This window comes from Hahella sp. CCB-MM4 (assembly GCF_002260525.1).
Taxonomy (GTDB): Bacteria; Pseudomonadota; Gammaproteobacteria; order Pseudomonadales; family Oleiphilaceae; genus Hahella.
The window spans coordinates 1-13541 of sequence record NZ_MRYI01000140.1 but is presented as its reverse complement, the minus strand read 5'-3'; the positions used below and the strand labels follow the sequence as shown (position 1 = coordinate 13541).

Genomic DNA, 13541 nt, shown 5'->3' with positions numbered 1-13541 from the left:
CGCTCAATATCGACGACAGTTCGCTTAATATCGACGACAGTTCGCTTAATATCGGCGGTAGTTCATTAATATCGGCCTAATCTGCCGCGACCCTGTTTCTGTCATTATGCTATTTTATCAAGAAGCGCTATCTTAATAGGACAATTTATGAAGCGCTATCTTAATGGGAAGAAGCAGCTCCATACTGATTTGATAGGGGGTTCAGGCAGCCATGCTTTCTACCTGAAACCCCTGACCATTCACTCAAGCAACCGTCGGTGCTCTTATGATAGAACCGAGGACTGGGAATTACCTCAGCAGTTGTTCGAACGAGGCTGTAGAACTTTATAACCAGGCCATTGACCTGATTCTAGGGTCTCAATCCGGAGCGGCCCAAGCTCTTGATAGAGCACTCAAATTGGACGGTCATTTCGCGCTCGCAGCCGCTGCCCGTTATTTTGTGGAGAAAGACATTGGTGGCCCCGATGCGAACCGTTTCCTGTCACTTGCAACAGAATCAGCGGTACATGCAAGTGAGTGGGAGCGCGAGCATATCGATATCCTCTTTGGTTTTATGACCGATGCGGGTAACACCATAGATCGGGCGCGGGCCTACCTGAAAACGAACCCTGGCGATTTGTTGATTGTTTCGCAGCTTTCAAGCTACTTGATCTTTTATGGCGGACCAAACAAGCTGACAGCGGTACTCAATCTGCTGGAATCGGTTGGTCAGGGGCGGGAAAACGACTGGGCTTTCCTGGCTCGCCTGGGATTTGCTGCCAGCGAAGCCGGAGACCGTCAGCGTGGGCGGACCTTGATCGAACGGGCCTTGGAATTGCGCCCCGAATCTCTCTATAGCATTCATGCCCTGGCACATTTGCTTCATGACGAGGGAGAGGCTGAGGAGTCGACCCGGGTTATCCAGCGTTGGCTTTCCGAATATGAAGGCAGTGCTCGTGATGGACAGATGTATAGTCATGTTCAGTGGCATCTGGCGCTATCGGAATGGCAGACTGGCGAACGAGACAATGCGATAAAGAGATATACCGAATTCTGTTCCCCTGATGTAACCACCTGTGGACCTGTACTCGCCCTGGCAGATTGTGGTGGATTTCTCCTCAGGGATTATCTTGCAACCGGCAAGGCCACAGCTCTGCCGAAAGACGCTCTGGAGCATATTGAGCGCTTCTGGACCATGATCTCCCATCCATTTATCGCACTACACATCGCGGGTCTGTATGCATCTGCAGAAGATTCGGAGGGACTTGAAAAGTGCGTGAGTTCTATCGTGGGGTCTCCCACCTGCACGAGCCGTGAAGTGTCTCTGGCGCTAGTATCAGCATTAAGGGACTTTGTCGCGAAAGACTACAAGCACGCCGCCATGTTTTTAGCGTCCATTTCTTTGGCTGCACGTATTGGTATCGGCGGAAGTAATGTTGAGCGGATTCTGATTGACCTCATTGAGGAACATGCAAAAGACAGAAGTGCTTCTTCCTCTCCATCTGCCTGATGCGGCTGATGCTTCATCTTATTGCCATCAATAAGTGGTTCAGGTTGGCAATTTCCATGTCTTCCATATTTCTTGCACATTTCTAGCACAATTCCTCCTCATTTCTTACCTAGTGTTATGAGTCTCCGTAAAAGTCAGGTCTTTTGGGCGTGATCATTGGGAAAGGTGGATGTCACCCCAGTTGGATCTGCATAGGGATGTCGGAGCATTTCAAACAAAAAATACGTTGTGAACTCACTAGGGAGTGATGCTTATGAGTTGGGTAACAGGTGCTAACGCACCGAAAACAACCAAAGCCCTGACAGCAATACTGGGTGTCTACATGATTGGCGTTGGTGGTATGAGCCTGCCGGTCTTAGCCGCATCAGGTGATGAAAATCCATCTCCTTTTGTCACTGATAACGAACCGATCAAGCGGCAGCAGCATGAAGACCGCGTAAGGCTCGATAATGAAAGAGAAGGACAGCCAATCAGAATGTCATTTAATGAACCGGAAACTGGAGATCCTGAACTGGAAGCGGAGTTGTCAGATCTGATTGCTTTGCGTGGACTGACACCAATAGACGTTTCACCAAGAGAACTTCCCCATATCAATGATCCATTACCTCAGTTGGGGAAAAAGTTGTTTTTCAGTAAGAGTCTCGGGGGAGCATTTGACGCCGCCTGTGTGACCTGTCATCACCCTTCATTGGGTGGCGCTGATCGCCTAAGTTTTCCCGTGGGAGTGGAAGCAGAACAAACTGCCTTATTGGGACCAGGACGCGAGCCAGTTTCTGGCTTGCCTGTAGTGCCACGTAACACGCCAACGGTATTTAATACCGGGTTGTGGGACACGGGATTGTTCTGGGATTCCAGGGTGGAAAGTCTGGGCAAGGAGATGAACACCAATGGTGCCATATCGGGCATCTCAACACCGGATTCCGGGTTCAATATTGCTGATCCCGACGCAGGGCCCAATCTAGCCGCAGCCCAGTCCCGATTTCCGGTGACGGAAGTGGACGAGATGAAAACTGACCAATTTGAGTCAGGGTCCGCCAATCAGGATATTCGGGACCACTTGGCAGCACGTATAGGTGGATATGGTATAGGCGCTGATGAACTTGAAAGAAATCGTTGGCTACCTGAATTCCAGGAAGCCTTTGGCGTTAATGCCAGCGCGGAACAGCTGATTACTTTTGATGCCATTAGCGTGGCAATAGGTGAATATGAACGGTCCATGGTGTTTGTAAATTCGGCCTGGCAACGCTATTTACAGGGAGATCAGAATGCACTGAGCGATGAACAAAAACGCGGTGCCATTCTTTTCTTTACCCGTGCTTCGGATGGAGGAGCCGGGTGTGGAGCCTGTCATAACGGACCAACCTTTTCAGATGGTCGACATCATACCGTGGCATTTCCCCAGTTCGGACCAGGCAAGGGCGATGGCCAGAATGACGACTTTGGCCGTGAGAGAGTAACGGGAGATCCGGATGACCGTTATCGTTACCGAACCCCGAGTCTCTTGAACGTCGCCCTGACAGCCCCATACGGACATGGAGGTGCCTATCAAACACTCGAACAGGTTGTTCGTCATTATATCGCTCCTGAAGCGGCCATTAATCAGGTATTCACCCAGTCACCCTGTCCGATAAATCAATTTGGGAATTTTGAAAATTGTAATCTGCCATACCCGGATGCTTTGAATAACTCCCTGCAGGCGGTAGCCAAACTAAGGGCAGAGCAGGCGCAGGGAATCTCCCGCCTGACGAACCCTGTGCTCTCCCCGGACCAGGTTAGGGAACTCGTTGCCTTCTTGCATGGGCTGACGGATGACTGCGCCAAAGACAGGAGATGCCTCGCGCCTTGGGTCGCCAATACCAGAAAGGACAATCCTGATGGGGAAGTATTGATTGGTGTCGACCAGAGAGGCAGAAGGTTATGATGCTATAAGTGCTTCAAGCATGATAAAGGACCGGCCATATCGACCGGTCCTTCTGAGTCATGCGCCAGGTTAGTCAGACGCTTGGATAGTCAGACGCTTGGATAGTCAGACGCTTGGATAGTCAGACGCTTGGATAGTCAGGTGCTAGGTTAGTCAGAAACTAGGAGCGGGAATCCCAGATGTGATCCAGTTTGGCAAGTACGATCACTTCCTGATGTAACTTATGCGGCGGGGGTAACTGAATCGCACAATAAACGGCAATTGCGAGGAAGATACCGCTGGCCCACCAGTTCTGGATACTTACAGGTTTTAACGCTGTTCCGAAGGAGCGCTTAAATTCCATATCTGCCAGGTTTACGGCATAACATTCATCAAGTATCAGATGAACCATGTAGCCTGCAAACACCATAATTCCTATCGCCCAGGCAAAGTCGATGCCTTGTCCCACAAAGCGCCAGGACAGGAAAGCGGATGCCAGTCCAAAAGATATCGCAGCCAAAAGGGAATGGAATGACCCTCGGTGCTCTGTCAGATAAGCAAATATCTCCAGCAAACCAATACGGACGGCAAGAAAAGCTGCGAGCATGGCGCCCCATAAATACAGTAACGGAAGGCTTTGAAAAGTAAACAGGACAACAAACGAGGCCATCACACCTAGCGCACTAAAGAGCCCCTTCAGTATGGCGGTAGTATCGGCGTCGAGATCCGGAGCCAGGCTTGCGATGGTTCCTGCTACCCAGAATGCCATGCCCTGGCCGGGAGTGAATAACCCGGTAAGCAATATGGTAGAAGTCAGCATACCGGATGCAGCGGCGCCGCCCAAAAGATGTGTATTAAAATTAGCCATTTAGAAAGATGAATTCCTTTGTATCAGGGCAAAAATGAATGGGCGCCATGCTATAACAAAAGAGGAGGATTGGGTATTCACTAGAAGTCAGAGAAGGTGGGTGAACAATAGATCATTGCTTTAAATTTTCCTGGAAAGGAAAAATTCTATTGTTGCACCGTCTTAAGGGCTATATTGAAATGAATACGGATACCTCCGAGTGGGATGTTTAGCTGCCGAGGCTGAGGAAAGACAAAAGAGGGCCGAGGGATCTGTTTCTTAGCGACCTAAGGAAATGAGAAAAGGGAAATAGGAAGAAAGGAAAAAAGGAGAGTCATATGAAAAAGGAAGATTGGTCATGGTTGGCGGGCACATTCTGGTACGTTCCGGAGCTATATTTACCCGCACCTCAATTCAGTCCGGATGGTGAGCCGCCCATCTGGATGTCTGATCAGACAGTCTGGCAAATTACCGAATACGAAAAAGGCTACTTCTGGGGGAACTGTGCTGTTTCGGTCACTCTGGCTGAAGATGCCCCCGCGAATGACACGCCAAACGGGTTATGCCTGACAGGGTCAATAACACCGGATGGCCGTGTTCTAATGTCGTTTATGCCGATAAACCCCGCAGGGTCAGCCCTGGCAACCTCGGGTTTTGGGGTGACGACCCTACGCGAAACTGAATGGGTCTTTGAGATGCAGATGTCGGCGAACCAGAATGGCAGTCTTCTGCTTCATTGGGCCTACATGTATCAATGCCGACCTGGAGATGCCGCATGGGAAGAATTACCTGGAACGAAATATTCCGTCCCCGGATTCCTTGAAGCAGCAGGGTTCTCGACGGATGTTAACTAGGGGACGTCCCCTTGAAGATGAATAAGCTACACATGAGGTAGATGATGAGCACAGACCAGGAATTGATTCAGCAAGGATTAAAATTGATTGCCGCCCTGGAAGAAAAGGGAAGTTACTATCATGCAAAGTCCAGTATGCATGACAGCTTTATGTGGGAAGCCGTTGGCATCAAAACACGCATCGAGTCTCTGGTCAGAAAGGAGCAGGGTGCTAGAGATAAAGAAAACGTTGACGATACAACCTTTGGTGAAGGGCTAAGGGAATTCTCTCCCGAACTGGCGGACGAAGTTTCCGGCTTTTACAAACGCTATTATGGAACCGGCCATACCTGAGAAGCAGCAAAAGGGTGAAGTATCGACTTCACCCAAATACCCCGTGATGAATCAATAAACCTTAGCCACGGCTTCAATTTCAATCAAAGTGTCCGGTGTCGCCAAAGACGCGACGCCAATTCCAGTGAGTGCAGGGCGCGATATTCCCAAGTGTCTGACAATGATCGGCACCAGTTTTTCTATATGCTCAGCAACTTCGCCCCGCACATAAACTCGTAGCTGCAATATGTTTTCAGCGGATGAATTAGCCGCTTCAAGGACTTTCAGGAGATTTCTTGAAGCCCCTTCAGTTTGTGCTTCGATACCGGTATTTTTTATCTCATAGTCAGGACTCCAGTCGACTTGGCCCGATACAAAGACCAGCCCAAGGCCAGTGTCTATTTTGGCATGGGACATGCCGGACGGTGCCCCGTCGTAAAGCTCTGCAGGATTGATATTCTTGATGCTCATAGAAACCTCTGAATGTCATACGTCAATGTCGACATAGAGTAGAGGCGAAGATGGTGTGTGCCTATCAAGGGCAGCTTGTAGCTGATACAAGCAGAGCTAGTGGTAGTTTTGACAGAAGAACTAGTGAAAGTTGATAGAAGAGCCAGTTGCGACCCCATACAAGGAAAACTATCGCGTCTTGGAAATCTGTTTATGAACTTGATCAAGTAGCCAGATCATAAATGGATCTTTCCTGGTACTGGGATGATAGGCGGCAACGACTTCATAGCCCGGCGGATACTTTTTAAGGGGAATTTCAAATAGTCCGTCGCAAGGAAGAAGGCGGGAAGGGAGAAAGCCTACCAGCTTTGATTGCTTTAAATACTCCTGAGCCATAAAGAAGGATGGAACTGAGATTACCACGTTCCGATGGAGGCCTAGCTGCTCGAACCAAGTGTCTGCTGAACCTTTAAAACTGCCGGTCCCATGAGACGTTACGATGAAATCATGCTCCACAAGGCGCTCCAATGATAAGTCCTCATCAAGCCGTGCCAACTCTATATTGGCTGTCACGCAACGGTAATTTTCGGTAAATAGCGACTCAGTGACCAAACCCTCTGGAACATATCCGTGTGATGTGAAGGCCAGGTCAATCTCTCCTTGATTCATCTTTTTTGTCAGATCAGCACTCTCTATATTGCTGACTATCACCTTTACCTTAGGAGCTGTTTCGAGAAGCTCCTTAATTAACTCGCCAACGATGACTTTTTGTGTGTAGTCTGTTGCGGAAATAACCAGCGTTCTTTCTATTTGATTTGGTGTAAGGGAATTCGGTAGCGGTATTTCGTTGAAATGGGTTAGAACCTTTTGGATATGGGGTTCAATTTGCCTCGCATAGGGGGTGGGAGTCATCCCATGGCCGGTTCGAACAAACAGGCGGTCACTTAGAATCTCTCTAATTTTCTTTAGCTGAAGGCTGACAGCCTGCTGGGAGAGGTCCAGGCTTTCCGCTGCAGAGGAGATATTTCCAAATCTATATAGCGCATTGAGAGTTCTGAGATGGTGTATTTCAAGTTTTTCGATCATGCTGCCATTTAACCTTTTCGGCAGCTTTGAGCTACCAGTCATAAGACTATGATTCTAGTGCTTTGAATTTAAACTGGCGACATATTGTTATGGAAAACGAGGAGGAGGCAACCTTTTGAGTAGAGTAAAGTCGCCTCCTTGGGAGATTCAGCCGTCACGCAGGCTGTTAACGAATTTTTATTAAGGATCTCATTTAATAGGCTGGAGCCCCCTCATAGCTCAGGCCTATATCTGCTGCCTGGGCTTTCACCGTACTGTAGATCTTGTAATCCAGGGACTCTTCTTCGGCTCCCGACTCTTTTACCTTTGCTTCAATGAACTGCTGTCGTTGTTGGGTCAGCTCGGCAATTTGTTTGCGAAGAGCTTCCCGCTCCTCGGACTTCTCTTTGATCAGTTTAAGTTGTTCATTCTTGTCCAATGCCTGCATCGGTTCTGGTAAGGAGGAGGGGGCAATACTATCAAACTCCACTTTTCCTGTAGCAATATCCTCGACTAGTTCATTGTCGCCCAGGAAGTTACCTTCTCCCGCCGCCGAGGTATTAAACATGGCTCGTTTAGCTTGGGAAGCTTTTGAACTGGCAGCATGGAGTTTTTCCGTTGCCGCCTTTTTCTCGGCCATTTTTTGGCGCTCCTCCGTGGAGCCGTAGTACATGCGTGTTTCATCAAGATCCTTTGACAGACTGGCAATCTGGTCATCAAAAGGTGTTGCAATAGCGACTGCATTTCCTGACTGCGAGACTTGGAAATACTCGCCCTGATTAAGGCCGGCGATACGCATCCATTCCTGGTGAGTATCCGGAGCGGAACCTGCCTGAATGGTGTTAACAATGATTCCTCTCTGATTCGCTATTTTAAGGGTTTCCGGATATTGAACTTCATCCTGATAATCCATATGAGCCGGCGCATCACCAACCAGAAAGATCACTTTATAGGCGTTTTTATCTTCGCTCCAGGAGATTCGGTGCACCGCATCGTACAGAGCCTGGTTGACACTTTCCGGGTTATCACCGCCGCCATCGGCCTGAAAGTCCATCAATGTTGCGTACATGGAATCCAGATCAGAAGACAAATCCGTTACCCGTGTAACATAAGCGTCAGAACGGTCTCGATAAGCTACCAACCCAATCTTGATTTCCGGTGCGGGTTTCGCTGAGGCCATGGTCGTCGCGATCGACCAGATATTCTCTTTTGCCGCTTGAATAAGGCCACTCATGCTGCCTGTTGTGTCCAAAACGAATACCACTTCAACCTTGGGTTTATCCTGGGTCTGCGCCAACGGTGGTTTTATCGTCGGTGGTTGATGGGGGATCAATGGTGAAGGCGAAGCTTCGGTTTGATAGAGCGGATAAAGGGCGATCACTGATGCTGTAGAAGCAAAAAGGGTAAACGCTAGCAGTTTGGTTTTGAAAGAGGTGTTCATAATAATGTTCTCCAACAGATATCTTTATTATCTGGAAAGCCGGCTTTCAAGGACGGGCAGAGAGACGTTTAAAGGCTGCATCGGCGGTTCGATATGCCCGTTCGAACCTGTCTTCGCTAGCTGCCGGTGCTGTATCTTTCGTAGGGCTCCTGCGCAGTATTGAGCCCTTGACGGGGATATACACATAAAGCGCCTGCACCAGGAAAAAGCACCAAAGGCTGAGGAATACGCTGTGGGTGTGTATGGCGGTCGCCAGTGCGAGTAATAATGCCAATCCGTTAAGCAGGGCATCTGCTCCTGCAGTCCATAGACTTCCATAACGGTAAAGGCAACGAATCACCCAGAGCATACCGACGTAGGAACTCAGCCAAAGCAGGATCGTGGGATTGAATAGAAACAGGAGAGCTGTGGTGAAGAGCCATGTCGCCACAGACAACAACTTCCCACTGCGTGCCCTGGATTGATAGAGCAGCACCACCAGATAAATCAGGCTGAGACTGACCAGCAGTACGCGGGCACTAACGGCAGAACCAATGATGGGAGAAAATACACTGAAGGCGATGGCACCCAGGAAGCTCAAAATGAATGCGACAACGACACCACGCCAAAAGCTGATGGTATTCATACGGACCTCCGCTTTTGTTGTTCCTGGAGGTATGCCAGCTCTACATCTTCATCTGTAATCAGATGGGATCTGCTGTCAGTTCCGCCCAATGGAGTTTCTTTTTGAGAGAAATCATCGACAGACTCGAATACCGCAGCCTTCTGCTGCATGGATTCAAGTCGTCGCCGGTGATCGTTTAATGATGAGGTCTGATGTTGAATGTCCTCCTCCAGCCGGGAAGTTTGCTGGTTAAGCAACTTTAGAAGGCGATCATTCTCGAGTTTGCGACGGAGCAGTGTTTTAGCCAGAACCTCATTCCCTGCTTCAAAACACAGATCCAGTTGCCCTTGGATTTCTTCCATAGACTCCTGAATTGTTCTGATGCGGTCCTGAGTCCGTTTCTGCTCCAATTGGTGGGTTTTCAGTTGACGGACTCCCTGGTCCACTTCGTCTTCCATTTCCCTGATAGCCTGTCGAAGCAATACATCCGGCTCTTCCAACTGATCTAGCACGGCGTGCATATCGGCTTTAAACAGACGTATAAAACGATTAAATAATGCCATTTCTTCCTCCTGGTCTTGTCCGGGTATGTTGTGTCGATTGACATTGAAATCAGTTTAAGAAGGCGAGGAAGGGCAGCGTAGACAGGCTTTTGTAAAACCTTTGTCCGGATGTTTACATAGAATTTACATGTGCCGGAAAGGATTGTTGCTAGACTGTGAATGAACCGTAGAATGATGATCTGTAAATTCTGAATGTGAGCCCCTAATGCAACGTAAGCCCCGATTATTGATAGTGGAAGACGAAGCGGCCATCCGCACAGGCCTGGTGGATGTATTTGTATTTCATGGTTATGACGTGGACTTTGCAGTGGACGGAAATGAAGGCCTCGCGAAGTCCCAGAGTGGGCAGTACGATCTCATCATCCTCGATGTCATGTTGCCCGGAGTGAACGGCTTTGATATCTGTGAGGCGATCAGAGCAGAAGACCGCCATCAGCCGATAATCATGCTCACAGCCAAATCCAATGATGAGGATATCATTCAGGGGCTTTCTCTGGGGGCGGATGATTATGTGGCCAAACCCTTTTCAGTTGCTCAACTGGTGTTGAGGGTCCAGGCGGTGCTTCGCAGGACCCGGGGCAGTGAGGTCGAGGAATCCTCGTTATACCTGAGTGATAACGCCCAGGTGGACACGCTTAATTTGTCCGGCAGCTTTGATGACCGGGAAGTGACCTTCACCCGTCGGGAAATGGATATCCTGCAATATCTCTACGAACACCGAGATAGGCCGGTATCACGAGAAGAATTGCTCCATAAGGTTTGGGGCTATGCCCGTGATCTGGATATCGAAACCCGTACCGTCGACATTCATATTGCCAAGCTTCGCCGCAAGATAGAGCCGGATCCTAAACAACCATGCTACCTGATCACCGTCCGTGGCGGCGGCTATAAACTGATGGCCGAATCTCGATGAAAGGCAGGTTACGATACGGTCTCACTCCCTGGCGCCTTCGGTTGGTGGTGAGCCTGGTGTTTCTGGCTTTGGTGATTCCCTCCGGAGTGTTGATCTGGCAAACCCAAAGCCAGATCAAGTGGGAGGCCTTTCATCAGTATCGTATTTTGGCGGAAGAGCTGGCCGACAGGATTGATGAGGAGTTACAGAAGGCTGTCGCAAAAGAGGAAGCCCACAGCTATGCCGACTACCAATTCCTGGTTCTTGAGGGCGACCCAAACACCTCAAACTATGTGCAGCGGTCCCCTTTGGCCGGCTTTCCGGTTGAATCAGATATTCCTGGAGTGATGGGCTACTTTCAGGTGGATGCGGAAGGAAATTTTACGACACCTCTGTTACCGGAGACTTTGGACACATCAAATCAGTTGGGTCTTTCGGCGGACGATATCTCCAGGCGGACAGAATTGAGGGATCGTCTGCTGGAAGTGTTGAGCCGAAATCAGTTGGTACCACGTGACCGGGAAAGCGTGGTAGAGACCAAGCCGTCACCATCGGAGGATCTGGCACAAGATCAAGAGCAGCCCGAGAGTGATGCCGGGGCGGCAGTTGCCTACGATGCCGCCGAACCTCAAGTATCTGCCGAATATTCTTCCAATGATGCTATTTCAGCTCCTGAAGAAATGGCCGCTCTTGATGAAATGGCCGTTCCTGATCAAAAAGCGATAGCGCTTAATGAGGAAGCGACGGCTCCCGCCTCAGCCCCTTCGCGTTATTCGCAACAGGTGTTTGATCAGCTGAGTTCAGAAGCCACGAAAGCTCCCCAGCCTAAGTTAAAGGCACAGGCGCGGGTGGAAGATCTTAATCTGAAGAAAGATACCTTTACCAAACTGCAGCAACAGGAAACCGATCTTCTGGAGCAAAAAAAGAAGACGGAAGAAAGACAGGGAGCGGCTTCCATAGCGTTGGAGAAAGAGGTAAAACGCAATGCCTCAGCAAGAGCTTCCCGAAAAGAACAGACTGCAATGTTGGAAGGGGTGTCGGGATTGTCGGGAGGCGGCGAATCTTTTGTTCAACACAAAATACGCATATTCGAGAGTGAAGTAGACCCCTTTGAATTGGCACAGTTGGAAAGTGGCGAATTTGTCCTTTTCAGAAAGGTGTGGCGTGATGGACAGCGCTTAATACAGGGGGCGATCATCGATCAGAATGGATTAATCGAAGGGCTGTTGAGTAGACTTTTCCGTGAAACGGCATTAGCCCAGATGAGCAATCTGGTGGTGGCCTATAGAGGGAATGTATTAAGTGTCATTCCGGGAACTTCGGAACCGAACTATCGCCAAAGTGCCCGGGAACTTGATGGAACATTGCTTCATCAGGCCCGTATGTCAGCGCCCTTCGGCGAGTTTCAGCTACTTTGGAGTATCAATCATCTTCCCGCCGGGCCAGGGGCCAAAGTCGTGATATGGTCCAGTCTGGTGCTTTTTTCCGTGCTGGTTATCGGGTTCTGGGTTCTGTATCACCTGGGCATGAAACAGATATTGCTTACCAGGCAACAGCAGGACTTTGTGTCTTCTGTCAGCCACGAATTGAAAACACCTCTTACGTCCATCCGAATGTATGGCGAGATGCTACGAGAAGGTTGGGTGAGTGAAGAGAAAAAGCGAGAGTATTACGACTTTATACACGATGAAAGCGAGCGCCTATCCCGCCTGATTGCCAACGTATTGCAGTTGGCTCGGATGGAACGTAACGACTTGAAGCTCGAGCTAAAGCCATTCACCGTAAAAGTGATGATGGATATGATGCGATCCAAAATTCACAGTCAGGTAGAGCGAGCCGGTTTCAGATGCAGTTATGACATCAGCCCCGGTAGCGAGGACTGTGAACTGTTGGTGGATCCTGATGCGTTTACACAAGTCATCATTAATCTGGTGGACAACGCCATTAAGTTTTCCTCCCAGGCGGAAAGCAAAGTCATAGAAATCCGTGCTGAGCCCAGGTCCAACAAAGCCGTCATCTGGAGTGTGAGAGACCATGGGCCCGGTATCGCCAAGTCCCAGATGAAAAAGATTTTCCAGTTGTTCTATCGGTCTGGCAATGAGCTGACCCGGGAGACCATCGGTACCGGTATTGGATTGGCATTGGTGCGTCAGCTGGTCCGTGCGATGGGAGGAGAAGTAGACGTGATCAACAAGTCGCCTGGCGCAGAGTTTCAGGTGAAACTGCCTTGCCGATAGGGGCTTCCAAGCTTTTTGTTAGAGGGCCGTGTCGATCCTAAAAAGCCCCACGGAGCGGGGCTTGTATCAGTGGGCATGCCAGAAGGGTCAAGAGAAACTCTTTAAGCCCTGACTTTTAAAGCCTGGCTGAGCCCTGCCAATCAGGCGGCTTTTTTCAGCTTTTTCTTAAGCTTCTTCAGCTTGTCTTCCTGCTTGGAAATTTTTGCCTTACGGGCTTTGATTTCTTTCTTAAGACTGACCACTTTTTTGGAAGCTTTCTTAGCCATGTCACATCTCCTCAATGCTATTGACGGATAGTTTCTGGTTTATCTTCAGTCGTTCTTATTATCCTGAATAAATTTTCGGATAAACTTCCGGATTTCCCTCGCTGCACTCGTGTCCTGCTCTTCGCACAAAGCGATAAACTCATCGCGCTCTTCACTGTTGATGCGGATGAGTAGCTGGGCATCTTTCTTACCCGCTTTCTTCTTGCTCCGCTTTGTGGCCTTACCACCAGTTTCATCAACTGTCATAGAAACCTCAGATCTCTGAAGATATACAGAGTATATACAATGTATATCAAACTGCAAAAAGCGAGATCGAGACTACGGGCGACTCGTGAAGTAGAGTTGGATGAAAAGGCGGTTTCATTCGGGGATGTAAGTAATAAAGAGAGAGTTCGTAGGTACTGCTAATCTGGTTGGGATTGTCGCGGAGTATGAAGCCAGCATATCTTGAGGGATGGAAATCAATATCTTCTGATATTCTGGAGAGTTAGTGATCTAGGGAGACTCTGAATAACTCCCCAAATCAGTCATAATACGGCCAAGCTAACTCATCAGGAATACTTTCCATGGAACAGATGACCTTCTCCGAAGCCGAATACCAGAATAAGAAGCGTAAAACCCG

General features: G+C 49.1%; 14 protein-coding genes. 6 read left to right on the top strand and 8 right to left on the bottom strand.

The annotated features are described in order from the left end of the window. Nucleotides 1–265 precede the first annotated feature (265 nt). Together BTA51_RS29350 and BTA51_RS29345 are read left to right on the top strand one after the other, a co-directional pair. A complete protein-coding gene (locus BTA51_RS29350) occupies nt 266–1489 on the top strand; it encodes a hypothetical protein (protein WP_094712562.1) in 1224 nt (407 codons plus the stop codon). A 253-nt stretch (nt 1490–1742) separates the two neighbouring features. Beyond that, nucleotides 1743–3410 (top strand): cytochrome-c peroxidase, encoded by a 1668-nt coding sequence (locus BTA51_RS29345; RefSeq protein WP_246841239.1) that lies wholly within the window; start codon nt 1743–1745, stop codon nt 3408–3410. A 160-nt stretch (nt 3411–3570) separates the two neighbouring features. Here BTA51_RS29345 and BTA51_RS29340 read toward each other — a convergent pair whose 3' ends face one another. Next, entirely contained in the window at nt 3571–4257 is a 687-nt protein-coding gene (locus BTA51_RS29340) for a metal-dependent hydrolase (RefSeq protein WP_094712561.1), read from the bottom strand. Nucleotides 4258–4574: 317 nt separating this feature from the next. Between BTA51_RS29340 and BTA51_RS29335 the strand changes: the two genes are divergently transcribed. Further along, entirely contained in the window at nt 4575–5090 is a 516-nt protein-coding gene (locus tag BTA51_RS29335) for a hypothetical protein (protein ID WP_094712560.1), read from the top strand. 41 nt (nt 5091–5131) lie between these two features. After that, the gene (locus tag BTA51_RS29330) at nt 5132–5422 is read left to right on the top strand and encodes a hypothetical protein (RefSeq protein ID WP_141215737.1); all 291 of its coding nucleotides are present in this window, start codon (nt 5132–5134) and stop codon (nt 5420–5422) included. A gap of 51 nt (nt 5423–5473) precedes the next feature. On the opposite strand, the gene BTA51_RS29325 is transcribed toward BTA51_RS29330, so the two are convergent. The 5 genes from BTA51_RS29325 to BTA51_RS29305 form a co-directional block, all read right to left on the bottom strand. Next, a complete protein-coding gene (locus BTA51_RS29325) occupies nt 5474–5872 on the bottom strand; it encodes a RidA family protein (RefSeq protein ID WP_094712558.1) in 399 nt (132 codons plus the stop codon). Between the two features lie 168 nt (nt 5873–6040). Then, nucleotides 6041–6937 carry a LysR family transcriptional regulator gene (locus tag BTA51_RS29320; protein WP_094712557.1) on the bottom strand — a complete coding sequence of 299 codons (897 nt, stop codon included), beginning with the start codon at nt 6935–6937 and terminating at the stop codon, nt 6041–6043. A gap of 193 nt (nt 6938–7130) precedes the next feature. Beyond that, nucleotides 7131–8357 (bottom strand): VWA domain-containing protein, encoded by a 1227-nt coding sequence (locus BTA51_RS29315; RefSeq protein ID WP_094712556.1) that lies wholly within the window; start codon nt 8355–8357, stop codon nt 7131–7133. A 46-nt stretch (nt 8358–8403) separates the two neighbouring features. Then, nucleotides 8404–8982 carry a hypothetical protein gene (locus tag BTA51_RS29310; RefSeq protein WP_094712555.1) on the bottom strand — a complete coding sequence of 193 codons (579 nt, stop codon included), beginning with the start codon at nt 8980–8982 and terminating at the stop codon, nt 8404–8406. Next, a complete protein-coding gene (locus BTA51_RS29305; protein WP_094712554.1) occupies nt 8979–9524 on the bottom strand; it encodes a PspA/IM30 family protein in 546 nt (181 codons plus the stop codon). The genes BTA51_RS29310 and BTA51_RS29305 overlap by 4 nt, the downstream gene beginning before the upstream one ends. 205 nt (nt 9525–9729) lie before the next feature. On the opposite strand from BTA51_RS29305, the gene BTA51_RS29300 reads away from it, so the two are divergent. Next, nucleotides 9730–10437: a response regulator transcription factor gene (locus tag BTA51_RS29300; protein WP_094712553.1), complete on the top strand. Its 708-nt coding sequence runs from the start codon at nt 9730–9732 to the stop codon at nt 10435–10437. After that, nucleotides 10434–12653 (top strand): sensor histidine kinase KdpD, encoded by a 2220-nt coding sequence (locus BTA51_RS29295; protein WP_094712552.1) that lies wholly within the window; start codon nt 10434–10436, stop codon nt 12651–12653. The genes BTA51_RS29300 and BTA51_RS29295 overlap by 4 nt, the downstream gene beginning before the upstream one ends. A 140-nt stretch (nt 12654–12793) precedes the next feature. On the opposite strand, the gene BTA51_RS30830 is transcribed toward BTA51_RS29295, so the two are convergent. Next, entirely contained in the window at nt 12794–12919 is a 126-nt protein-coding gene (locus BTA51_RS30830) for a hypothetical protein (protein WP_256385774.1), read from the bottom strand. 45 nt (nt 12920–12964) lie between these two features. Next, nucleotides 12965–13165: a hypothetical protein gene (locus BTA51_RS29290; RefSeq protein WP_094712551.1), complete on the bottom strand. Its 201-nt coding sequence runs from the start codon at nt 13163–13165 to the stop codon at nt 12965–12967. Nucleotides 13166–13541: the final 376 nt, after the last annotated feature.